Annotated in this window: 21 protein-coding genes; 13 read left to right on the plus strand and 8 right to left on the minus strand. The window is 61.5% G+C overall.

Going from position 1 to position 21720, the window contains the following annotated elements; all coding sequences use genetic code 11:
• Positions 1 to 52 precede the first annotated feature (52 nt).
• A complete protein-coding gene (locus CKW24_RS06005) occupies positions 53 to 673 on the plus strand; it encodes a LysE family translocator (RefSeq protein ID WP_095166088.1) in 621 nt (206 codons plus the stop codon).
• Between the two features lie 64 nt (positions 674 to 737).
• On the opposite strand, the gene CKW24_RS06010 is transcribed toward CKW24_RS06005, so the two are convergent.
• The 3 genes from CKW24_RS06010 to CKW24_RS06020 form a co-directional block, all read right to left on the minus strand.
• Complete coding sequence (locus CKW24_RS06010; RefSeq protein ID WP_159987272.1) at positions 738 to 3161, minus strand: TonB-dependent receptor; 2424 nt, start codon at positions 3159 to 3161, stop codon at positions 738 to 740.
• Between the two features lie 118 nt (positions 3162 to 3279).
• Entirely contained in the window at positions 3280 to 4134 is an 855-nt protein-coding gene (locus tag CKW24_RS06015; protein ID WP_177440593.1) for a FecR family protein, read from the minus strand.
• Positions 4131 to 4646, minus strand: a complete 516-nt coding sequence (locus CKW24_RS06020) for an RNA polymerase sigma factor (protein WP_095166148.1) — start codon at positions 4644 to 4646, stop codon at positions 4131 to 4133. The genes CKW24_RS06015 and CKW24_RS06020 overlap by 4 nt, the downstream gene beginning before the upstream one ends.
• Before the next feature lie 259 nt (positions 4647 to 4905).
• On the opposite strand from CKW24_RS06020, the gene CKW24_RS06025 reads away from it, so the two are divergent.
• The 3 genes from CKW24_RS06025 to CKW24_RS06035 all read left to right on the plus strand — a co-directional run bounded on the left by CKW24_RS06025 (position 4906) and on the right by CKW24_RS06035 (position 7307).
• Positions 4906 to 5946, plus strand: a complete 1041-nt coding sequence (locus CKW24_RS06025) for a DMT family transporter (protein ID WP_095166150.1) — start codon at positions 4906 to 4908, stop codon at positions 5944 to 5946.
• 151 nt (positions 5947 to 6097) lie between these two features.
• Positions 6098 to 6847 (plus strand): carbonic anhydrase, encoded by a 750-nt coding sequence (locus tag CKW24_RS06030; protein WP_095166092.1) that lies wholly within the window; start codon positions 6098 to 6100, stop codon positions 6845 to 6847.
• 130 nt (positions 6848 to 6977) lie between these two features.
• Positions 6978 to 7307, plus strand: coding sequence for a hypothetical protein (locus CKW24_RS06035; protein ID WP_095166094.1), 330 nt, complete (start codon positions 6978 to 6980; stop codon positions 7305 to 7307).
• A 15-nt stretch (positions 7308 to 7322) separates the two neighbouring features.
• Here the strand turns inward: CKW24_RS06035 and CKW24_RS06040 are convergent, their stop codons facing one another.
• Complete coding sequence (locus tag CKW24_RS06040; protein ID WP_095166096.1) at positions 7323 to 7664, minus strand: potassium channel family protein; 342 nt, start codon at positions 7662 to 7664, stop codon at positions 7323 to 7325.
• 84 nt (positions 7665 to 7748) lie between these two features.
• Complete coding sequence (locus CKW24_RS06045) at positions 7749 to 8642, minus strand: EamA family transporter (protein WP_095166098.1); 894 nt, start codon at positions 8640 to 8642, stop codon at positions 7749 to 7751.
• A gap of 93 nt (positions 8643 to 8735) precedes the next feature.
• On the opposite strand from CKW24_RS06045, the gene CKW24_RS06050 reads away from it, so the two are divergent.
• Positions 8736 to 9521 (plus strand): helix-turn-helix domain-containing protein, encoded by a 786-nt coding sequence (locus CKW24_RS06050; RefSeq protein WP_095166099.1) that lies wholly within the window; start codon positions 8736 to 8738, stop codon positions 9519 to 9521.
• A 54-nt stretch (positions 9522 to 9575) separates the two neighbouring features.
• A complete protein-coding gene (locus tag CKW24_RS06055) occupies positions 9576 to 10451 on the plus strand; it encodes a serine hydrolase (RefSeq protein ID WP_095166101.1) in 876 nt (291 codons plus the stop codon).
• A 182-nt stretch (positions 10452 to 10633) separates the two neighbouring features.
• On the opposite strand, the gene CKW24_RS06060 is transcribed toward CKW24_RS06055, so the two are convergent.
• Both CKW24_RS06060 and CKW24_RS06065 read right to left on the minus strand, forming a co-directional pair.
• Positions 10634 to 11977 (minus strand): ATP-binding protein, encoded by a 1344-nt coding sequence (locus CKW24_RS06060; RefSeq protein ID WP_095166103.1) that lies wholly within the window; start codon positions 11975 to 11977, stop codon positions 10634 to 10636.
• The gene (locus tag CKW24_RS06065; RefSeq protein ID WP_095166105.1) at positions 11974 to 12684 is read right to left on the minus strand and encodes a response regulator; all 711 of its coding nucleotides are present in this window, start codon (positions 12682 to 12684) and stop codon (positions 11974 to 11976) included. Before CKW24_RS06065 ends, CKW24_RS06060 begins: the two co-directional genes overlap by 4 nt.
• 168 nt (positions 12685 to 12852) lie before the next feature.
• Here CKW24_RS06065 and CKW24_RS06070 point away from each other — a divergent pair, with 168 nt between their 5' ends.
• The 6 genes from CKW24_RS06070 to fnr all read left to right on the plus strand — a co-directional run bounded on the left by CKW24_RS06070 (position 12853) and on the right by fnr (position 19184).
• Positions 12853 to 13644 carry a VacJ family lipoprotein gene (locus CKW24_RS06070; protein ID WP_095166107.1) on the plus strand — a complete coding sequence of 264 codons (792 nt, stop codon included), beginning with the start codon at positions 12853 to 12855 and terminating at the stop codon, positions 13642 to 13644.
• Complete coding sequence (locus tag CKW24_RS06075) at positions 13634 to 13912, plus strand: hypothetical protein (RefSeq protein ID WP_095166109.1); 279 nt, start codon at positions 13634 to 13636, stop codon at positions 13910 to 13912. Before CKW24_RS06070 ends, CKW24_RS06075 begins: the two co-directional genes overlap by 11 nt.
• 78 nt (positions 13913 to 13990) lie before the next feature.
• Positions 13991 to 15913: an alkaline phosphatase D family protein gene (locus CKW24_RS06080; protein ID WP_095166110.1), complete on the plus strand. Its 1923-nt coding sequence runs from the start codon at positions 13991 to 13993 to the stop codon at positions 15911 to 15913.
• 49 nt (positions 15914 to 15962) lie between these two features.
• Positions 15963 to 16391, plus strand: a complete 429-nt coding sequence (locus CKW24_RS06085; protein ID WP_095166112.1) for a VOC family protein — start codon at positions 15963 to 15965, stop codon at positions 16389 to 16391.
• A gap of 284 nt (positions 16392 to 16675) precedes the next feature.
• Positions 16676 to 18349: a monovalent cation:proton antiporter-2 (CPA2) family protein gene (locus tag CKW24_RS06090; protein WP_095166114.1), complete on the plus strand. Its 1674-nt coding sequence runs from the start codon at positions 16676 to 16678 to the stop codon at positions 18347 to 18349.
• 112 nt (positions 18350 to 18461) lie between these two features.
• A complete protein-coding gene (fnr, locus tag CKW24_RS06095) occupies positions 18462 to 19184 on the plus strand; it encodes a fumarate/nitrate reduction transcriptional regulator Fnr (RefSeq protein WP_095166116.1) in 723 nt (240 codons plus the stop codon).
• A gap of 14 nt (positions 19185 to 19198) precedes the next feature.
• Here fnr and CKW24_RS06100 read toward each other — a convergent pair whose 3' ends face one another.
• The gene (locus tag CKW24_RS06100) at positions 19199 to 20374 is read right to left on the minus strand and encodes an aspartate aminotransferase family protein (protein WP_095166118.1); all 1176 of its coding nucleotides are present in this window, start codon (positions 20372 to 20374) and stop codon (positions 19199 to 19201) included.
• A 102-nt stretch (positions 20375 to 20476) separates the two neighbouring features.
• Here CKW24_RS06100 and CKW24_RS06105 point away from each other — a divergent pair, with 102 nt between their 5' ends.
• Positions 20477 to 21421, plus strand: a complete 945-nt coding sequence (locus CKW24_RS06105) for a LysR family transcriptional regulator (RefSeq protein WP_095166120.1) — start codon at positions 20477 to 20479, stop codon at positions 21419 to 21421.
• The last annotated feature ends 299 nt before the right edge of the window (positions 21422 to 21720 follow it).

Here is a 21720-nt window from a genome sequence, read left to right on the forward strand (position 1 = left end):
CGAGTATGTAAGAAACCAGCAACCTAATAATAAACAATCCGAGAAAAGCGATATGCTCAACGTATCACAAGCACTTACCTATACGGCAGCGCTGGGCATCGCAGCGGCCATTCCCGGTCCGGGCATGGCAGCGCTGGTAGCACGGAGCGTCAGCGGTGGCACCCTATCGGGCTTTTGCCTGCTGTTTGGGTTGATACTCGGCGATCTGACTTACTTGTCATTTGCCATCTTTGGACTGGCGATGATTGCCGCGCACTTCGATGCACTGTTCCAATTGGTGCGCTGGGCGGCTGCGCTGTACCTGTGCTATCTGGCTTGGCAATTCTGGTTCGCCAACCATCAGGCTATTGAAATAGGTCTCCCAGCGAAGAAAAAGGAACTGCTGTCGGCGGCGATATCAGGCCTGACCATTACCTTGGGCAACCCGAAGACCATCGGCTTCTATCTTGCGTTGTTGCCGCTCGTGATCAACCTTGAAACAGTCTCGCTACAGACGTGGGGACTGATGCTGGTGCCATTGACCATTCTCGTTCTATTGGGTGTTGGCACACTGTTCATTGTCAGCGCGGTGCGTGTCCGGCACCTGCTATCGAGCCTGAGAGCCCAGCAGTGGCTGTTCCGCGGCGCGGCGGCGATCATGGTAGCGGCCGCCGCGGCGATGCTGATTACTTGAAGCAGGCAGAGCCCGTGAAACAACAGTTTCACGGGCTCGCGGTTGAAGTTTGCGAGACGCTATTCTAGAAACTGGTGCGCAGGGTAAAGGTCATGTTTCGCGGTGCACCATAGTAGTTTTGCGACTCTACTGGCCCGGTCTGAGCGTAATAGACACGGTCGAAGATGTTTTCGATGTTCATCGACAGGTTCACGTTTTTACTGATGTCGTAGGCTATACGGCCATTGTAGAGGGCGTAGCCCGAACCTTCGTGCTTCACACCGCTGCCCAGCATGTAGGTTCCACTCTGAATACGCGTGCCGACACCTACCTGCCACTTGGCGAATTCGTCAGGCAGTGTGTAGTTGGCCCACACCCGCGCCGCATGAGCGGGCATCTGGGTCAGGAAACTGCGACCTTCCAGGCTGACATCGTCGGGATTTTCCAGGTAGCGACTGCGGGTGTAGGTGTAGCTGGCACTGAGTTGCAACCCAGTCATGACCTGGCCGTTGATTTCGGCTTCAAACCCCTCTGAACGGACTTTGCCTCCGGCGATATAGCAAAGCGTGGTGTACGGGCTAAAGCACGGCGAGGGAAAAGACTGGTCGATCTGTGCCCGGCCATTGAAGTTTGTCTGGTAGATCGCGAACGAGGTGTTGAGTGCGCCCTCGTAAAACTCGCCCTTGAGACCCAACTCGTAGGTTTCTCCAGAGCGTGGGGCTAAGGTGTTGCCGGCATACGTCATGTAGTCGGTTTGTGGGGAGAAGATTTCGGCGTAGCTGGCATACGCCGACCAGTTATGCGTCAGTTCATACACCAGCCCGTAGAAGGGAACGACCTTGGCATTGGTTTTCTGGCCGGTGGGTTTAGAGACGCCGCTTGGCTCGGCGATCTGGTCCTGGCTGTAATCCCACCAACTGACGCGGGCACCGATGATGACGTCCAGTGGATCAAGCACGTTCATCCGCAAGGAACCATAGACGCCCTGCTGGTCGAGCGTCGACTTAACGGTGCGGTAGCGGGCCAGGCGATCATATTCTGGCGGGATGAATTCGAGGATGTTCGGAATGTTTTCCGTTTCCGCATACCACTGGGTGTCATAGCGACCAGAGTCGCGCTTGGCGTGCGTGGCGTTGGCCCCGAGGATGACTTCGTGGCGGCGTTCGAACAGTTCGAAGTGCCCGTTGAGGTACGCGTCGGTGTTGTACTGATAGTTGTTTTCCGAACGGCTTTCCGCCCAGTTGTAGCCACCGCCATGGGTCAGCGGATCAATCAGGCCGCCGGTGTTGCTGTAAATGGTGTCCAGATTCATTTTGGTGTAGTTGGTGGTCAGGCTCATCCGCCAATCGTCGTTGAGCTGGTGCTTGGCTTCGAGGAACACCTGAGTGGTTTCCACATCGTTGTAGTCCGATGGCGAACTCAGGTTGGTCGAACGTTTCCAGTCAATGTTCGCACCGGTCTTGTAGGCTGGAAGGCCGAAGTCCATCACCCCACGATTGTTCACGTTCTGGTAGGAAAAACCGGTGCTTATCAGGGTTTGTGGCGACAGGTCGAACTCCAGGACGCCATAGGTCGAAGACCGCTCGGTCTTGGCGTTGTCATAAAAGTACCCACGATCGCCGTAGGAAGTTACCAAACGGCCCCGAACACTCTTGTCTTCGTTAAGCGGACCCTGGACGTCGACTTGTTGTTGATAATTGTCCCAACGCCCCGCGGATGTGGTGGTGCCGAGGTGGAAGTCCGCTGATGCACGTTTGCGCACCAGGTTGATGGCACCACCCGGCGAACCGGCACCCTGAAACAAGCCGGCTGAACCCTTGAGGAATTCAACGCGTTCGTAGGGCACCAGGTCAGCCCAGTTCTGCGAGGTAATGCTGTTGCTGTTGGGCAGCGGAATGCCGTTGATCTGGTAGTTGTCGATCTGGTAACCGCGGGCGTAAGGCTGGTTGTCCCCCACCATATAGCCGTAGGTGATCACGCCGGGCAGGACGTTGTAGACGTCATCCAGGGTCTGGATGTTCTGGTCCTTGATGCGCTGGGCGGTGAGTACCGTAATGCTCTGTGGAATATCCTTGAGGGGACGCTCGCTTTTACCGATGCTTACGGCGCCCGTGGTGTATGAGCGGGTGTCCTCGGTATTGATGCCCAAACCGGCGCCCTGAATGGTGGTAGCACCCAGTTCCAGGGCGTCGCCCTGGTAGGGAGCGGCAATCAGGTAACTGCCATCAGCGGTTTTTTGCGCCACCAGGCCGGTGTTACCAACGATACGCTCCAGCGCTTGCTCAACGCTCAGTTGCGCATGCAGGGCGCTCGCCTGACGACCTTCGGCAACGTCAGTGGCGAACAGTATTCGGCTCCCGGTCTGCGCCGCCAGCGCGTTCAGTGATTTATCCAGCGCCTGTGCCGGGATATCCAGCGAATAAACAGGGCCTTGTGCGTTGACGGTGCCTGCCAGTATCAGGCCGCTCGCGAGCAAGCTCAGGCGAAGCGATGACGTGTTCTTACCCATGATTTCCCCATTCGAACAGTCGATAAAAGCGTTCTTCATGGGATTGGCGTATGGGCCGAGCCAGATGTTGAGGTTGATCTGGAAATAATTCTCATTTGTTTAAAGGACGGTATTTTTATCAGCGAGCTTTACTGAAAGTGATGCTGCCGTCGGCCGCGCGCGCGAGGCTTACTGGCAGGATCGATGGCAGCAGGCCGATCAGCGCTTCGACCGAGTTGCTGTCAAATTCGCCGGAGAGGCGCAATTCGCCGACCTGCGCATCTGCCAACCGCAACGGTTTGCTACGGTAATGCTGAAGGTCCGCGATCACCTCGCTCAAAGGGGTGCCGTCAAAGCGCAACTTGTTCTGGCGCCAGGCAGTGAGGGCCGCGACATTGACTGGCCGCACGTCGCCCAAGTGGCTCGATGACGCCCGCAGTTGCTGGCCGCCGTTCAGTCTGACGGCTGCAGAACGATTGCTGCTGACCTCAACGGCACCCTCGATTACAGCCACGTCCACGCCACGAGCATCACTGCGCACATCAAATACCGTACCGATGTCCCGGACACTGACGCCTTGGCTGCGCACGATAAAGGGCGTGTCGGCATGCACGACGGTGAACAGCGCTTCGCCGTGACGCAGTTCCAATTGGCGGCTGCGCAGGCGCTTCTCAATGATCAAGTGACTGCCGGAATTCAACTCGACGCGGCTACCGTCGGCCAATTCAAGCTGTTGCCGCTGGCCTAGTGCGACCTGAACATCTTCGGTGTGCCAGGCGGGGTCGAGTAACCACACGGCACTGCTCAGAGCCAGGACCAGAAGGCCGCCGCAAGCCGCATTCCTGCGTTTACGGCGGCTGTCAGTCATTGCCTTGCCTTCGGCCAGCAAGGCCTCCCTGGACGGAACGCGCTCGCGCAAAGCTTCGGCAAACGGTTGCAACGGATCGTCCAGGTCGGGGCGGCGTTTTTTGTCGAGCGTGTCCGGCCGATTCATGTTTTCACCTGCTTCTGTTGCCGCACAAGCCGGCGTGCAGGCTCCCAGCGCAGAATGATGGCGGCCATTGCACGGCCAAAATGCTGGGTGACCATATTCAGGGAAATATCCAACTCATCGGCAATTTCACGTTGCGGCATGCCATGGATACGGTGCAGCAAAAATACCTGGCGCTGGCGCGCCGGCAGCGCCTCGATGATTGCCAGCAGGGCATGCACGTGTTGTTCGAATTCGACTGCCCGTGCACCGTCCCAACTGTCCATTCCCTCTTCCGGTGACTGGTGCGTCAGAACATACAGGCTGCGAGTGCGCTCGGCGCGGATGCGGTCGATGGCGCGGTTGAAACTCATCTTGCGCAGGAATGCCAAAGGCAGTGCGACTTTTTCCTGGGGCGGCTTTTCGAGAATCTGGATACAAACGTCGTGAACAAGATCACGAGCAAAGTGTTTGCCGTTGAAACGAAGCCGGATGTACTCCACCAGCGAATCGTAGTGAAGGGTCAGCGCAGTCATCAGCTCTTCATTGGGCGACGTCTTCGACATGGTAAGCAAACGGCATTGATGAGAATGTGTCTCATTGTATCGTCATCTTTGCGGCGTTTGCGAGCCGTCTGATGTTGTTCATTAAACTGATATGAAGTCCAACGCAGTTGCTCTTGAGAAACCCTCAGGGCCCCCGCCAGCTTTTCAGCGCCCCCGCCACGATTCAATGCGCTATCCGATTGCGACGAGTATCGTGTTTGCCATCGATACCCTCGCTACGGATCGGATGATGACCAGAAGCATTTTCTACGCCTTGGGCGCCGCCGCGCTATTTGGTGCCAGCACACCGCTTGCCAAGGTTCTGGGACTGGACGTCCCTGCAGTCTTGCTCGCCGGGTTGCTGTACCTGGGAAGCGGCTTGGGCTTGACGATCAGTCGGTTAATCCGTGATCGCGGCTGGCAGCCTGTCGGTTTAACTGCATCCGAATGGCCGTGGTTGATTGGCGCCATTGTTTTCGGCGGGGTGCTGGGGCCGGTGTCGTTGATGTTTGGACTGACCCTTACCTCTGGCACTACCGCTTCGCTGTTGCTGAACCTTGAGGCCGTGTTGACCGCACTACTTGCGTGGATGGTGTTCAAGGAGAACGCTGATAGGCGGATCGTCGTTGGAATGATCGCGATAGTGGCAGGCGGCGTAATGCTGGGCTGGCCGCAAACTTCAGCACAGAGCAATGGCTGGGTTGGCCCGGCAGCAGTAGCAATCGCATGTCTTTGTTGGGCCGTCGATAACAACCTTACTCGGAAGGTTTCAGCATCGGACGCCTTGTTCATTGCAGGTATCAAGGGATTGGTCGCCGGGGTGGTCAATTGCACCCTGGGGGTTGCGCTTGGCATGCATCTCCCCGAGTGGTTTCTGCTCGCCCCCACCCTCCTCGTAGGTTTCCTGGGATACGGCGTGAGCCTGGTGCTTTTCGTGCTGGCTTTGCGGGGACTGGGAACAGCTCGGACCGGCGCGTATTTCTCTACCGCCCCCTTCTTGGGAGCAGCTATTTCAATTCTGTTTCTGGGCGAAGCCGTGTCATGGGAGTTTTGGGGTGCTGCGGGCCTGATGGGGATTGGAGTCTGGATCCACCTCACCGAGAGTCATTCACACGAACATCAACACGATCCGCAGACACATGACCATCAGCACGTTCACGACGAGCACCATCAACATGAACACGCCTTTGAGTGGGATGCATCTGAGCCTCATAGCCATGTGCACAAACACGCCCCCATACTCCATAGCCACCCGCACTTTCCTGATATCCATCATCGGCATAAACACTGAGGGACAGCCCTCGGCATAGCGCCGTATCTGAAACCAGCGGCGCCAACCGCACCCACACAGACCGACTAGACTTCATCACTCCAGTGCCGCAGGTCCCTGCAGGCACTCCCCTAAGCTGTCATTCCCACCGAATTGAACTGAGTACACAATCATGTGTGAATCATGCGATTCAGGCTCCGTTTCAAAAGTGAACACTCGTCGTCATTTTCTTCGTCTTGCCGGATTGGGCGCCGGCACCCTGCTACTGGCCGGTGCATTGCCCAGGCTTGCTCAGGCCGCCGAGGCAACCTCCGCACCGCCCAAACCGAAAAACGTCATCAGCCCGGATGAGGCACTCAAAAGGCTGATGGCCGGCAATGAGCGCTACGTCAGCGGCAACTCCGAAACCCACGACTTCAAGGACGAACGTGAAGCCTTGGTCTCCGGCCAGAACCCTTTCGTGGCAGTCCTCAGTTGCTCTGACTCGCGCATCGCACCCGAGTACGCGTTTGATACCGCACGCGGCGATCTGTTCGCCATACGCGTGGCGGGCAACTTCGTTACCGATGAAGGTCTGGCGAGTCTTGAATACGGTGTCGCGGTGCTGGGGGCACCGCTGATCCTGGTCTTGGGGCATGAGCGGTGCGGCGCTATCGAGGCCGGTATCAAAGCCGTCAAGGATCACACGGTGTTCCCCGGGCACATCCCGAAACTGACGGACGCACTCAAGCCCTCTATCGAAAGCGTGCTCAAGCAACCAGGGGAACTGGTGGAAAACGCCACCGTGCAAAACGTCAAAAACTCGGTCGAGCGCCTGAAGAAAGCCACTCCCCTGCTGAGCGATGCACTGGACAAGGGCAATCTGAAAATCGTCGGCGGCATCTATCGCCTGGCAACCGGTAAAGTCGAGCTGATTGCCTGAGTCGCGCTGGCTGCAATCCTCTACCCCTGAGATATAATCGGCCAGCCAGTTAAAAAGAGACCTTGTTTATCAAGGTCTTTTTTCGCCCGTAGAAAAGTGACCCACACCACCGCACAAGGACCCACCCCCAATGGACCGCCCCCTGGAAACCGTCGCCCTCTTCGCCCTCAAGCTGGTTCACGAGAGCGAAGGTCAAAGCCCGATCCTGCGTGACGATCCGATCATGGACGACTATCAGCGGGAGGTTTTCCAGTTGCTGGTGCGCCGTGGTGATGTGGCGGCGATCCAGTTGAAAGTGGCGACCTGCGTTGGCCTGGCGCTGGCGGCCCTGGGCGGGGCGGACAAACCCATGGGCCGTGAGCTGCAGCGCCTGGCCGCGGAGTTCAGCCAGGCGCAGACGCTGGAGCAGATGCAGGTTCCGCTCCTGGCGCTCAGGGACTACCTGAAAGACATTCAGTGAGGGCCCTGGCGCGCCCTACTCGTCCTTGCCCGACGCGCGTACTGCGACTTCGATCGCCCGCACGCTGATCGCCGCGAATATCGCGGTCATCAGCACACCGTTGAACCCCAGCAGAATGGCCAGCACCCGCGAGACGCCCAGCTTGGGCACCAGCTCGCCATAACCAATGGTCAAGCCGGTCACGAAGCCGAAGTAGATGCCGTCCAACGGCGCCCAGCCCTCCAGGTAGCTGATGATCAGGCCGCACACCACGATCAGCAAAAACAGGATGGAGAAAATCGGCCAGACGACGCGAAAGTAGAAGCCGACGGCTTTGTAGAACTCACGGCGCACGTGCGCTGAATGCGTGGATGTCATGGTGTGGGCTTCCTGGGGGTGATGACCCATTGGGGGACCCCATCAGCTTGGCACAGGCCTCGGAAAATCGAGGTCAATTGTTGATTATTTGTGTTCAACGGTCGCCGCTGTCCTGGGCTGCGGTCGGCGGCCCTGGATCAACCCCGCCACCAGCGCTGCCAGTATCAACAGGATCGACAGTCCTTCATTGATATCCACTCGGTGGCCCAGCATCAGCACCGAGCCGGCAACCCCGAACACCGGGATCAGCAACGACAGCGGCGCCACCCTCGACACCGGATACTCGCGCAGCAACAGGTTCCAGCCCCAGTAACAGAAGTGAGTCGCCGCGTAGACCTGGAACAGCAGGGAAAACAGCGCCAGCCACTCGAAGTGCCGGACCAGCCCGGTAAAAGGCGCCGAGCCATGGGCCAGCCAGGTCAGGAACAACAAGGGAATCGGCGGAAACAGGCTGGCCCACACCACAAAGGCAAACATCTCACGCACTTTCGACTGTTTGATAATGACGTTACCGACACTCCAACTGAATGCGCTGACCAACAACAGCGCATACCCCAGGGTCGTGGCCTGGCCAGGACTGTTGACGATGATGCACAGCAAGCCCACCACGGCCAGCCCCACGCCCACCAACTGGCCGAGACGCAAGCGCTCGCGAAACAGCAGCACGCCCCAGCCCAGGGTGAAAAAGGCACTGAACTGGACCAACAGTGCCGCCGTCCCGGGCGGCACCCCAAGCTCGATGCCCAGGTTGATCAACGCCCACATCGCCACCCCAAAAATCAGGCCATAGGCCGCCAACCAGCCCAGGGCGATCGGTGGACGGCGGACAAAAAACACCCAGGGCAACGCTGCCAGGGTGAAGCGCAGGGCCGTCAGCAACAGCGGATCAATCGCCGCCAGGCCCAGCTTGGTCACCGGAAAGTTCAGACCCCAGACCGCCGTCACCAACACGGCGAGGATCAGGTGTTTGTTTTGCATGCTCGGCCATTCCACAAAATGAGGCCGACACTATGGACAATGAGCGCCACGGCCCGCTTGCACTATCAGGTCATTGATCGGTAGATTTGGGCCATGCGCGACATTGATATCGATCCCTACGAACACACGCCCCGCGACGCCGTGGTGACTGCCAACGACTATTGCGACGGCCTGCACTTCGCTCGGCATAGCCATCAACGCGGGCAATTCGCCTACGCCGCCTGCGGGGTGATCACGGTGTTCACCGACCAGGGCAACTGGGTGGTGCCCCCACAACGGGCCGTCTGGGTCCCGGCCCATGTGCCCCACGAAATGCACATGCACGGGCCGGTGACCATGCTCAACAGCTACATCCGCCCCATCGCCGCCACACGGCTCGGCCTGCCGGCGCACTGCCAGGTGTTTGGTGTGTCGGCGCTGCTGCGCCAACTGTTGATCCGCGCCATGGACGTGCCGGCGCTGTACGCCGAGGACCAGCGGGACGGCCACCTGATGAACCTGCTGCTGCACGAAATCGCCGACATGCAGCCGCTGTCGCTCAATGCGCCGCTGCCCAGTGAGCCGCGCCTGGCCCAGGCCTGCAGCAAGCTGCTGGAGCAGCCGTCATTGGCGATCGGGATCGACGACATGTGTCGCCAGGTCGCCATGAGCCGCCGCACCTTTACCCGGCTGTTTCGCGAGCAGACCGGAATCAGCTTTGTCGAATGGCGCCAGCAGGCGTGCCTGTTGATGGCCGTGGTACGCCTGGGCAATGGCGAGACCGTGACGCGGGTGGCAACCGATCTGGGCTACAGCAGCCCGAGTGCGTTCACCGGGGTTTTCCGGCGGGTGCTGGGGCAGGCACCGAGTCGCTACTTCACGCAAAATAGCCCGGCTTGATTGAGCTGTGGCGCTTCACACAAACAAAGGTCCCCATGGATGAGTACACCCTTGATGATGTCCTGCACGGTAAACAACGGTCTGCCCCTCGCCCCCGCTGCCGAGCCGGTCAGCGTGCCCTGGTGGAGCTTCGGTAAAACCGTGCTGGCGGCCACGGCGCTGACCCTGGTGCGCGATGGCCTGGTGGCTCTTGACGATCCGGTCGAGGAAGGTCCGTTCACCTTGCGCCAATTGCTGCGGCATGAGGCCGGGCTGGCGGACTACGGCGAACTGGCGGAGTACCACGCAGCCGTTGCCCGGCATGAAACCGCGTGGTCGGCCGAGGAGATGCTGCAACGCCTGGACGCTGCCCGGCTGCGTTATGCGCCGGGCAGTGGCTGGGGCTATTCGAATGTCGGCTACCTGTATATCGCCCGGTTGATTGAGCGTACCACCGGCCTGGCGCTGGAAGAGGCGCTGATCCAGCGGGCGCTGGCGCCTTTGGATATCGTCCAGGTACGGCTCGCCAGAGTGCCCGGCGACCTGCAAGACATGGCCCCGGGCTACGATCCGGCGTGGGTCTATCACGGCCTGTTGCTCGGACCGCTGCAGCAGGCCGTGACCTTCCTTGATCGGCTACTGGCCGGGCAGTTGTTGCCGGATCACTTGTTGAGCCAAATGCAGACCCTGCGTCAGTTAGGCGGGCCAATAGCTGGCCGGCCCTGGGAGTCTGCCGGTTATGGCCTGGGGGTCATGAGCGGCGCGATCTCGGGGGGCTTGCAACTGTGTGGGCATACCGGCGGTGGGCCCGGCAGTGTGGTGGCGGTTTATCGGGCCACGGATGGCGAACATTCGGCGAGCTGTGGGGCGTTTCTGCAGGGGGGTGTGGATGGAGAGGTCGAGGCGGCGGTGGTCCGCGACTTGAGACTAGCCTTGGCCAGCGCCCAATAACCCGGCAGCGCGTTTTTGGGTGGGTGTACGCAAAATCTGCGAACAGCAAAAATCATTGTGGGGCCTTCAACATCTACTGTGCCTGACACACCGCTATCGCGAGCAGGCTCGCTCCCACAGGTTGGGTGGGCGTATGCAAAATGTGCGAACAGTCAAAATCATCAAAGGGGCATGACTTCTGCCTACCCCTCCAACACCGGCAACACCACCCGCGCCTCCAGCCCGCCGACCTTGCGGTTTCTCACGGTCAGTTCGCCGCCATGTTCCAGCACGATCGCCCGTGCAGCCGAGAGGCCGAGGCCGACGCCGCCGGTGCTTTTGTTGCGCGAGCCTTCCAGGCGATAGAAGGGCACGAATACCTGTTCGTGGCTTTCCTTGGGGATGCCCGGGCCGCGGTCCAGGACGCGGATGGTCACGTGGTCGTCGTGGCTGCGCAGTTCAATGGCCGGTTCGCTGGCGTATTTGAGAGCGTTTTCCAGCAGGTTGGTGATCACCCGCTTGAGCCCCAGCGGCCGGCCGAGGTAGGCCAGGCGCGGTGGGCCGCTGAAGGGGATGTCGATGGACTGGTCGCGGTAATCGTCGATCAGGGTTTGCAGCAGTTCGGCCAGATCGAACGGCGTGGCCTCTTCGAGACGGGCGTTGTCGCGGAAGAATTCCAGGCTGGAGTTGATCATGGCGTGCATCTCATCGACGTCGCGGAACAGCTTGGCCTGCAGTTGCGGGTCGTCGATGAACTCGCCGCGCAGGCGCATGCGGGTCAGTGGTGCGCGCAGGTCGTGGGAGATGGCGGCCAGCATCTGCGTGCGGTCCTTGATGAAGTGCTGCAACTGGGCTTGCATCGCATTGAACGCGAGGATCGCCTGGCGGATTTCCAGCGGCCCCAGCGGCTTGATCGGCGGCGCACGGAAGTCCACGCCAAAGCGTCGCGCGCCCTGGGCGAAGGTCTGCAGCGGCCGGGCCAGGCGGCGGGTGGCGATCAGCGCCACCAGGCCAGTGGACAGCAACACCAGGGCGATCACGATCAGGTTGCGCGCCCAATGCTCCAGGCCCCAACTGCGCGAAGGCATGCTGAACATCAGCCAGGAACCGTCGCTCAGTTGCATCGCCATGGCGTACTGGCCGTCCTGTTGTGGCCAGTCCGTCGGTTGATAGGCTTCCAGGTGCTGGCTGTTGAACAGTTGGTGGGCCTTCGCCGTGTTGGCCCGGGTGGCCGCCTCAGGGGTTACCGGCAGGCCCAGGGCCGCATGGCTTTGGCTCCAGCGGATTCCCAGGCTACTGTCACTGGCGGCAGCAGCCAGTTGCGGGCGTTGCGCGGGCTCGGAAGCGGCAATGACCCGGCTCAGGGAGGAAAGTTTTTCCAGCAGCCCGGTCTCGGTCAAAGGTGGATAGGCCCACACCCCGGCCACCTGGGTGAACAGAGCGTAGAAGCCCAGCGACGTGAGCATCGCCAGGATGGTGGTGAGGGCGATCCAGCGCGTCACGGTGTCCCGCGAGCGCAGGCACCAGCCAGCCCGCCAGCCCTTCATTGGCGGGTCACGCTGGGGGTGAACAGGTAACCACCGTTGCGCACGGTGCGAATCATTTCCGGGCGTTTGCTGTCGATTTCCAGTTTGCGCCGCAAGCGGCTGACCTGGACATCGATGCTGCGGTCGAAGGCTTCATGGGTACGCCCACGGGCCAGGTCCAGCAGCAGTTCGCGGGTGAGGATGCGCTGCGGGTGTTCGACGAATACCAGCAGCAGGTCGAACTCGCCGGCCGACAACGGGATCATGACCTGGTCCGGCGAGCGCAGTTCGCGGCGCGTGAGGTCCAGTTGCCAGTCGGCGAACTTGATCAGCGGATGCGGCACCTGGCCGGTCAACGGCCGAACTTCACCCACCCGACGCAACACCGCGCGCACCCGCGCCAGCAGTTCGCGGGCGTCGAAAGGTTTGCTCAGGTAGTCGTCGGCGCCCATTTCCAGGCCCACCACCCGATCACTCAGCTCGCCCATGGCGGTGAGCATGATCACCGGCGTGGTGTATTGCTGGCGCAGGCGCTGGCACAGGGTCAGGCCGTTGTCGCCGGGCATCATCAGGTCGAGGATGATCAGGTCCGGCATTTGCTGCTCGATAGCCGCCCACAGCGCGACGCCGTCGGTGGCCACGGCCACGTCATAACCTTGCTGGACAAAAAACTTACTCAGCAGATCGAGGACCTCAAGGTCGTCGTCCACGATCAAAAGATGGCTCACCGGCGGGCATCACTCAACGACTGATAGTGCGGATATCTAAAACCATTCGGCGCGCCGCGTCATTTATTTCATCCTGGTCACAAAGCGACGCAGCGGTAAAAAACCAGACATCTTTGTGCAAGGCGCAGCTGCCAGGATCAAGCTCCTTTTCTACGAAGACTGTTCGCCATGCCTTTGTTCAAGCGCTCCCCTGCACTGTTTCGCAATGCCGCACTGCTGTTGAGCTTGACCTATCTGTACGGATGCTCCAGTCGCACCTCGACCGATAACCCGATGACCTGCGCGCAAGTCAGCTACCCGTTGTATGACCCGGCCGAGCCGGTGAACCGCGGGATCTTCGCCTTCAACCAGGTGATTGACGAGTACGCCGTCGCGCCGGTCGCCCGGGGTTACGGCTACACGCCGGAATTCTTCCAGCTGGGCATGCACAACTTCACGACCAACTTCAACGAACCGACGGTGTTCCTCAACGACCTGTTGCAGGGCAATGGCCAGCGCTCGCTCAACACCCTGGGGCGCTTCACCCTCAACAGCACCGCCGGCCTGCTGGGGGTGATCGATGTCTCGGACTCCCTGGAAATCCCGCGCCACAGCTCGGACTTCGGCCAGACCTTCGGCGTCTGGGGCATCCCGGACGGGCCGATCGTCGAAGTCCCAGTGCTCGGGACCGCCAACAGTCGCGATGCCGTAGGCAAGGTACTGGCAGTGGCCATCAACCCGTTCGGCGACCATAGCGATACCGTCGAGACCCTGACGACAGTGGCCAGTGTCGGTGGCACCATCGACAAGCGCGCCGAAGCGCTGCCGCTGACCGACGCCCTGCAAGCCCTGCCGGACCCGTACAGTGCGCTGCGTGACGTCAGCGCCGAAAAACGCGCGGACTTTGTCCAGAACGGCAAACGCGGCGCGTCCGGGCTGCACGACGATCTCTGCACAGAAGCTCCAACCGATGCCACGTAACAGCCCGTCGCTGATGCTCGAGCAACGCCTGGTCAAGCGCGCCAACACCGGCCTGCACTGCAGCGAGACCAGCCTGCGGTTGTCGGAAGACCAGCGTGAATTGATCCTCAGCCGCTACATCGAACTCTACCGCCCCGAAGGCGTGGAGTGGGTCGAGCGCAGCCACCGGGTCTCGGTGACTGCCCTGCTGCGCTGGATCATCGCCCAGGGCGAAGCGCTGCCGGTGGAGCAAGGCCAGGAGCTGCCGGCGCGCCAGGCAATGAACTGAGCACGGCAGCTGCTACAGGGGTCGTGTTCAAGTTGGGTTATCATCGCCGGCTAATTTTGCCCTGGAGCTTCGCCCCGGATGTCCACGCCAGCACCGCAGTCCACCCCCTCCACACCCTTGCCCGCCGTCCTGGTCGGCCCGCTGTTGCGGCGCCTGGAACCGACGCGCCTGGTGCTGTGGCTGGTAGGCTCGCGGGAGCTGGCGCTGACCTTGCGCCTGGCGCCTGTGGGCGACCTGGTGCTCGATGCGACCCGCTGCCAGGTCATCCCGGTCGGCACCCATGCCTTTGTCCACCTGATCGACATCCACCTGGACAGCGCCCTGCCCCAGGACATCAACATCGACTACGACCTGTTGATCCGCGAGGACGACGCCAGCCTGGTCGGCATTGCCCAGTGGGCCCCGCACCTGCTCTACGACCAGGCACAATCGCCGAACTTCGTCCTGCGCAGCCGCATCGATCAACTGCTCCACGGCTCGTGCCGCAAACCCCATCATCCGGCCAACGACGGCTTGCTCTGCGTCGACCAGTTGCTGGCGACGGCCCACGAGCCGAGCCAGCGCCCGGCACTGCTGATGATGAGTGGCGACCAGGTCTACGCCGACGATGTCGCCGGGCCGATGTTGCGGGCCATCCATGCTCTGATCGAACGGCTGGGGCTATACGGCGAACACCTGGACGGCGCAGTGGTGCAAGACAGCGCCGCGCTCTACCAGCACCCGGCCAGCTACTACCATCGCGCCGACCTGCTGCCGGCACTGGAAAGTAACGACAGCCTGCGCGAACGGTTTTTCGGCGGTGCGCGCAAGCCGATCTTCACCAGCAGCAGCGCCGACAATCACCTGGTGACCTTCGCCGAAGTCATGGCCATGTACCTGCTGGTCTGGGGCCCGACCGCCTGGACCCTGATCGACCCGCAGCCACCGGTGCTGACACCCGAGCGCCGCGAGCGCTACGCCCTGGAACAGACCCGGATCGATGGCTTCAAGCAGGGGCTGGGCAATGTCGCCCGGGTGTTTGCCCACCTGCCCTGCCTGATGATCTTCGACGACCACGACATCACCGACGACTGGAACCTCAGCGCCCAGTGGGAGGAAACCGCCTACGGCCATCCGTTCTCCAAGCGCATCATCGGCAACGCGCTGCTCGCCTACATGCTGTGCCAGGGCTGGGGTAACAACCCGGATGCCTTCACCGCGCTGCTGGAAAAAACCCGCGGCCTCAACCCCCAGGACGGCTACCTGGACAACAGCGCCCAGGATGAATTGATCGGCGACCTGCTGAAATTCCAGCAATGGCACTACGTGCTGCCGACCACCCCGGCACTGGTGGTGCTCGACACCCGCACCCGGCGCTGGCGCAGTGAGTTCAACCTCAAGCAGCCCTCGGGCCTGCTGGACTGGGAAGCCCTCAGCGAATTGCAGCAGGAACTGCTCGACCACCCTTGCGCCATCATCGTGTCGCCGGCGCCGGTGTTCGGCGTCAAGCTGATCGAAACCGTGCAGAAAGTCTTCAGTTGGTGCGGCTACCCGCTGCTGGTGGACGCGGAAAACTGGATGGCCCACCGTGGCGCAGCGCAGGTGATCCTCAACATCTTTCGCCACTCGCGCACGCCCGGCAATTACGTGATCCTCTCCGGCGATGTGCATTACTCGTTCGTCTACGAGGTGCTGATCCGGCATCGCACCGCCGGGCCACGGATCTGGCAAATCACCAGCAGCGGCATCAAGAATGAATTTCCGCCGAGCCTGCTGGAGTGGTTCGACCGCCTCAACCGCTGGCTGTACTCGCCGCGCTCGCCGCTGAACTGGCTGACCAAACGCCGGCGCATGCAGGTGGTGCCCCATGTGCCCGAGCACGCAGAAGCCGGCGAACGCCTGTGGAATTCGGCGGGCATCGGCCAGGTGTTTTTCAATCAGCAGGGCCAGCCGCAAGCGATCTACCAGCACAACGCCAATGGCGCAGAAAAAACCCGGATGGTGGCGCCGACGGTCGATTGACCACGGCCCCACACCAACGCAGTACTCACTAGGTCTACGAAGGATACGTATGCTCACACGGAACAAGATGGTCCCCGAACTGACGGTCAGCGACATCCAGCAGAGCCTGGCGTTCTGGACCGACCTGATTGGTTTTCAGATCGCCTACGAACGCCGCGAAGAAGGCTTTGCCTACCTGGATTTCGACGGCGTGCAAGTGATGCTCGAACAGTACATCGCCGAGGACGACGGGCAATGGCACACCGGCGCACTGCAAGCGCCGTTTGGCCGCGGGATCAATTTCCAGATGACGGTGGATCGCGTCGAGCCGATCCTGGCCCGCCTGGCCGCTGTGCAATGGCCGCTGTTTCGTCCCTTTGCCGATGCCTGGTATCGCTCGGGTGAAGTGGAGGTCGGCCAGCGTGAATTGATCGTGCAGGACCCCGACGGCTATCTGTTGCGACTGGTCGAAGCCCTGGGCGAAAGGCCTGTGCGCTAGCGCCATAGCCTGCGCCGACAGGGTTATCAGTTTATCAATAATGCTTATTTGGCCCCTGCCGCGATTGACGCTCCAGGCCTGGCGCGCCCCTAATGCAAGACCACCAGAACCCGCTCGGCGGCCTGCTGGTCGGGGGCGCGTCAGCCGGTAAACAGCCCTGCGTCGCACACCGGCTTCGCGCTCCAGCCAGCGCTGGACTACCCTTGCTGCACCTTGAATGTTCTGTGCCACACCGCGACTGCCCATCTGCCCGACACGCTGTGCAATCACTCAGAGAACGACCCATGCTCAGAGATATTTTAATTATTCTTACGGCATCGCTGGTGGTCATTGCGCTGTTCCGGCGCTTGAACCTGCCACCGATCCTTGGCTACCTGTGTGTCGGCTTGCTGGTCGGGCCACAGGCGTTGGGTTGGGTCAGTGACTCCGAAGGCCTGCCCTACCTGGCGGAGCTGGGGGTGGTGTTCCTGCTGTTTTCCCTGGGCCTGGAGTTTTCGCTGTCGAAAATGCTCGCCCTGCGCAAAGTAGTATTCGGCCTGGGCAGCCTGCAGGTGCTGGTCTCCAGCGTGCTGTTAGGCGGAGCCCTGTACATGGCGGGCGTGCAGCCCAGTGCCGCGGTCCTGTTGGGGGCCGGCCTGGCGCTGTCCTCCACGGCCATCGTCAGCAAAGAGCTGACCAGCCTGGGCGAGGTCTTCAGCCCCCATGGCCAGAACGCCATTGGCGTGCTGCTGTTCCAGGACGTGATCGCTGTCCTGCTGCTGACCATGGTGCCGGTGTTTTCCGGGACGTCCGGACAAGCCTGGTATTGGGCCCTGCCGATTACCCTGGGCAAGACCGTGGTGCTGTTTGTCGGCCTGTTCCTGATCAGTCGCTGGCTGTTGCCCAAGCTGTTCGACGAGATCGCGGCCTCGCGCTCCGCCGAGCTGTTCGTGCTGCTGGCCCTGGTGATTGTGATGCTGACGGCCTGGCTGACCCATCTGCTGGGACTGTCACCTGCACTCGGGGCATTTCTGGCGGGCATGCTGCTGGGTGAAAGCAGCTATCGCCATCAGATCGAGGCCGACATCCGGCCATTCCGGGATATTTTGCTCGGGGTGTTTTTCGTCAGTATCGGCATGCTGATCGACCTGAAAATCTTCCAGAGCCACGGCTTGCTGATTGTCGGCTTGACCCTAGCGCTGCTGGTGACCAAGGGTGTGGTGGTCGCCCTGATCCTGCGGTTCACTGGCAGCAACAGCGAAACCGCCTGGCGCAGCGGCCTGGCCCTGGCCCAGGGTGGCGAGTTCTGCTTTGCCCTGATGACACAGATGCAAGCCAACAACCTGGTGTCCAAGGAGCTGAGCGGGCTGTTGCTGACCGCGACCTTCTGCTCGATGGTGGTCACCCCGCTGATGCTGCGGGTCGCGCCGGCCATCGCCAAGCGCCTGCACCGGGCGCCGAACGATGCGGTCAACATGGATGAAATCGCCCAGCAAAGCCAGGAACTGCAGGGGCACGTGATCATCTGTGGCTACGGTCGCGTCGGCCAGGCCATCGGCCGTGTGTTGCAGGGTGAGCACTATCGGTTTGTCGCGGTCGATGACGACCCGGCGCAGATCCAGCACGGCGCCGAGCACACGCATGTGCACTATGGTGATTCGCGGCGCCTGGAGCTGCTCACCGCCCTGGGGATAAGTCGCGCCCGCCTGGTGGTGATCGCGGTGAATGACCCGGATGCGGCAATGGCCATTACCCACGCCGTGCGCCAGATCAACAGCACCATCGAAATCATCGTGCGCACCCAGGACGACAGCCAGACCCTCGAGTTGAAAACGGCCGGTGCCACCGAGGTCGTCCCCGAAGTGCTCGAGTCGACGCTGACCCTGGCGGCCCACACCCTGATCATGCTCGGCACCTCCAAAGAGCGTGTGCAACTGCGGGTCGAGGACGTGCGACGTAATCGTTATCGCTTGCTGTAGGCCGGATAAAAGCCAATCCACCGTCACTGATCAACGGGCGCGCGTAAACGGGCGCCCGCCAGGCGCGACTGTGCCCCTCGATGACGCCCGACGATTCTTTCAAGGCTAAAACATGCTCAATTCTGTCGCCCTCAAGCACGCCGAACCGCTGCATTGTCAAAGCTGCAAGTTAGCCGCCTTGTGCCTGCCGCTGGCGCTCAACAGCCAGGACATCAGCGCGCTGAACGAGATCATCAAACGCGAACGCCCGTTGCGCAAAGGGGACTACCTGTTCCACCAGGGCGACCCCTTTACCTCCATCTACGCGATTCGTTCCGGCACCCTGAAAACCTCCAGCCTCACCAGCAACGGCGAAGAACACATCATCGGTTTTCATTTGCCGGGCGAACTGATCGGCTTCTCCGCCATGGACCTGAACGCCTACACCTCAACGGCCCAGGCCCAGGAAACCACCACGGTGTGCGAAATCCCCTTCGACCAGCTGGAAAACCTGCTGGAGAAGATCCCCAAGCTGCGCCGCCAGTTGATTCACATCATGAGCCGCGAGATTCGCGACGATCAGAACATGATGCGCCTGCTGGCGAAGAAAAATGCCCAGGAGCGCCTGGCGGCTTTCCTGATCAATCTCTCAGTGCGCTTTCACGCCAATGGCTACTCGGCCCATCAGTTTCGCCTGAGCATGACCCGCCAGGAAATCGCCAACTACCTGGGGATCGCCACCGAGACCACCTGCCGCACATTCACCTTCCTGCAGCAGCAAGGCCTGATCCAGGCGCAGGGCAAATACATCAAGATCATTGACGCGCCCTCGCTGTGCGAGCTATCCGACCGCTAGGCGCCGCGGCGTGTTCACGACGCCTTCAAGACCCCATACACCCCACGCACAATCATCTCCACTTCCCGCTCATCAAGGGTCAGGGGCGGCAGCAGGCGGATGGTCTTGCCCCGGGTGACGTTGATCAGCAGGCCATGATCGCGGGCGGCGATCAGGCTCAGGTCGCGGATCGAGTGGCTCAGCTCGATCCCGATCATCAAGCCCTGGCCACGAATCGCTACCACGTTCGCCAGGCCATCGAGCTCGGCGTGCAGCCGTGCCAACAGGCGTTCGCCCTGGCGCCTGGCGTTGTCCAGCAAGCCTTGTTCCTCGATGATCTCCAGCACCGTGCAACCCACCCGGCAGGCCAGCGGGTTGCCGCCAAAAGTGCTGCCGTGACTGCCTGGGGTGAACAGCCGCGCAGCGTTGCCCCGGGCCAGGCACGCGCCGATCGGCACGCCGTTGCCCAGGCCCTTGGCCAGCGTCATGACGTCCGGCACCACACCCTCGTGCTGGAAGGCGAACCATTGCCCGGTACGACCGATGCCGGTCTGGATCTCATCGAGCATCAGCAGCCAATTGCGCCGGTTGCAGCGCTCGCGCACCGCGCTCAGATAGCCCGGCGGCGCCAGTTGCACGCCGCTCTCGCCCTGGATCGGCTCCATCAGGATGGCCACGATGCGCTGCCCGTGATCCTGGTGCGCTTGATCCAGCGCGGCGAGGTCGCCGAACGGTACTTTCAGGAAGTCCCCCGGCAAAGCGCCGAAGCCCAGGCGCACCGCCGGGCCGTCGCTGGCCGACAGGGTGCCGAGGGTGCGGCCGTGAAAGGCGTTTTCCATGACCACCACCAAGGGCTGCTCGATACCTTTTTGCCAGCCGTACAGGCGCGCCAGCTTCAGCGCGGTTTCATTGGCTTCGGCCCCGGAATTGCTGAAGAACGCCCGCTCCAGGCCTGACAGCTGGGTGAGCTTTTGCGCCAGTTGCTGCTGCCAGTCGATGCTGTACAGGTTGGAGGTGTGCAGCAACAGGCCGGCCTGTTCGCTGATGGCGCTGACCAGCCGTGGGTGCGAGTGGCCGACGTTGGTCACCGCCACACCCGCCACCGCGTCCAGGTACTCGCGACCGGCCTGGTCCCACAGGCGGGTCCCCAGGCCTTTGGCAAAACTCAGGGCCAGGGGTTGGTAGGTACTCATCAGGTGGGTGGCGGTCATGGCAGCGTGCTCCAGCAGGGTTCGGTGTTTTTGCAGTATCGTTAGCCACCTGAGCTGGATAAACAGCCTGAAACTTCAATCATCTTGAAGCTGGAATTGATAATGGACCTATTCCTGGCCATGACGGTGTACGTCAAAGTGGTCGAGACTGGCAGCATGACCGCCGCCGCCCGCCAATGCAGCTTGTCGACCACCATGGTTGGCAACCACTTGCGCGCCCTCGAGCAACGCCTGGGCGTCAGCCTGATCAACCGCACCACCCGCCGCCAGCGCCTGACCGAGTTTGGCGCGGCCTACTACGAGCGGTGCCTGGAGGTACTGGGGCTGGTGCAGGACAGCGAACGGCTCGCCGAAACCGTGCAGGACGAACCCGAGGGCATACTGCGCATTGCCGCCCCACCGAGCTTCGGTTCCGAATGCCTGGCGCCAGCCATGCACCTGTTCACGCAGCAATACCCGCAAATCCGCGTCGATGTGGTGCTGAGCCAGCAGGTGGTGGACCTGATCGACAACAGCGTCCACGCCGCCATTCGCCTGGGCACCCCCGAGCCATCGGGGCTGATCGCGCGGCCGTTGATGGACTTCACCCTGACCATCTGCGCCGCCCCGTCCTACCTGGAGCGCCGGGGAGTGCCCCGCACGCCGGCCGAACTGAGCCACCACGCCTGCCTGACCTACGCCTACCCTGTCGGCGATGACTGGAGCGCGGTGGGCAAACAATGGCCACTGACCGGGCCCGAAGGCGAGGTGCTGGTGCCGGTCAGCGGGCCGATGATGATCAACAGTGCACCCGGCCTGCACCAGGCCGCCCGCGCCGGCATGGGCGTGGTCATGCTGCCCGATGCGCTGGTGCAGCAGGACCTGCAAGACGGCAAGCTGGTGGCGCTGCTGCGTGACTATCAACTGCCCCGCCGGCCGATGAACCTGGTCTACGCACCGGACCGCTATCGCTTGCCGAAGCTGCGCTGTTTTGTCGAGTTCGCAGTGCAAATGTGGGGCAAACAAGGTGCCGGGCCCGGCGCACCCAAATCGCACAAATCACCGTAGGAGCAAAGCTTGCTCGCGATCACGATCTCCAGGGCGGCATCGAGGCATCGCGGCATAGGTATCTACACTACTGTGGTGCGACGTTGCACCTGTGGTGCCGACCGGGAGGTTGGATTAGGCCGAGTACATATCCATTTTTGCGGTAACGGCCTCCTATGGTTCCGCTTTTACATGAACTGCCCCCCGAATGTTGGACACCTGACCCCTCGGGAGGGTGTTCCATGACGAAATACAACCTAGCACTCAAGCAATCACTGATTGAAGAGTGTTTGTCTGCCAGTAGCGTTCATGAGGTGGCC

It is taken from the genome of Pseudomonas sp. Irchel 3H3 (assembly GCF_900187635.1).
Taxonomy (GTDB): Bacteria; Pseudomonadota; Gammaproteobacteria; order Pseudomonadales; family Pseudomonadaceae; genus Aquipseudomonas.

Coding starts and splice junctions, on each gene's coding strand:
- CKW24_RS06075 (WP_095166109.1), top strand. CDS start 13,634: ATGCCACGTAACAGCCCGTCGCTGATGCTCGAGCAACGCCTGGTCAAG.
- CKW24_RS06090 (WP_095166114.1), top strand. CDS start 16,676: ATGCTCAGAGATATTTTAATTATTCTTACGGCATCGCTGGTGGTCATT.
- CKW24_RS06005 (WP_095166088.1), top strand. CDS start 53: ATGCTCAACGTATCACAAGCACTTACCTATACGGCAGCGCTGGGCATC.
- CKW24_RS06060 (WP_095166103.1), bottom strand. CDS start 11,977: ATGAAGGGCTGGCGGGCTGGCTGGTGCCTGCGCTCGCGGGACACCGTG.
- CKW24_RS06100 (WP_095166118.1), bottom strand. CDS start 20,374: ATGACCGCCACCCACCTGATGAGTACCTACCAACCCCTGGCCCTGAGT.
- CKW24_RS06050 (WP_095166099.1), top strand. CDS start 8,736: ATGCGCGACATTGATATCGATCCCTACGAACACACGCCCCGCGACGCC.
- CKW24_RS06030 (WP_095166092.1), top strand. CDS start 6,098: ATGTGTGAATCATGCGATTCAGGCTCCGTTTCAAAAGTGAACACTCGT.
- CKW24_RS06035 (WP_095166094.1), top strand. CDS start 6,978: ATGGACCGCCCCCTGGAAACCGTCGCCCTCTTCGCCCTCAAGCTGGTT.
- CKW24_RS06080 (WP_095166110.1), top strand. CDS start 13,991: ATGTCCACGCCAGCACCGCAGTCCACCCCCTCCACACCCTTGCCCGCC.
- CKW24_RS06010 (WP_159987272.1), bottom strand. CDS start 3,161: ATGGGTAAGAACACGTCATCGCTTCGCCTGAGCTTGCTCGCGAGCGGC.
- fnr (WP_095166116.1), top strand. CDS start 18,462: ATGCTCAATTCTGTCGCCCTCAAGCACGCCGAACCGCTGCATTGTCAA.
- CKW24_RS06015 (WP_177440593.1), bottom strand. CDS start 4,134: ATGAATCGGCCGGACACGCTCGACAAAAAACGCCGCCCCGACCTGGAC.
- CKW24_RS06040 (WP_095166096.1), bottom strand. CDS start 7,664: ATGACATCCACGCATTCAGCGCACGTGCGCCGTGAGTTCTACAAAGCC.
- CKW24_RS06045 (WP_095166098.1), bottom strand. CDS start 8,642: ATGCAAAACAAACACCTGATCCTCGCCGTGTTGGTGACGGCGGTCTGG.
- CKW24_RS06020 (WP_095166148.1), bottom strand. CDS start 4,646: ATGACTGCGCTGACCCTTCACTACGATTCGCTGGTGGAGTACATCCGG.
- CKW24_RS06055 (WP_095166101.1), top strand. CDS start 9,576: ATGATGTCCTGCACGGTAAACAACGGTCTGCCCCTCGCCCCCGCTGCC.
- CKW24_RS06105 (WP_095166120.1), top strand. CDS start 20,477: ATGGACCTATTCCTGGCCATGACGGTGTACGTCAAAGTGGTCGAGACT.
- CKW24_RS06070 (WP_095166107.1), top strand. CDS start 12,853: ATGCCTTTGTTCAAGCGCTCCCCTGCACTGTTTCGCAATGCCGCACTG.
- CKW24_RS06025 (WP_095166150.1), top strand. CDS start 4,906: ATGACCAGAAGCATTTTCTACGCCTTGGGCGCCGCCGCGCTATTTGGT.
- CKW24_RS06085 (WP_095166112.1), top strand. CDS start 15,963: ATGCTCACACGGAACAAGATGGTCCCCGAACTGACGGTCAGCGACATC.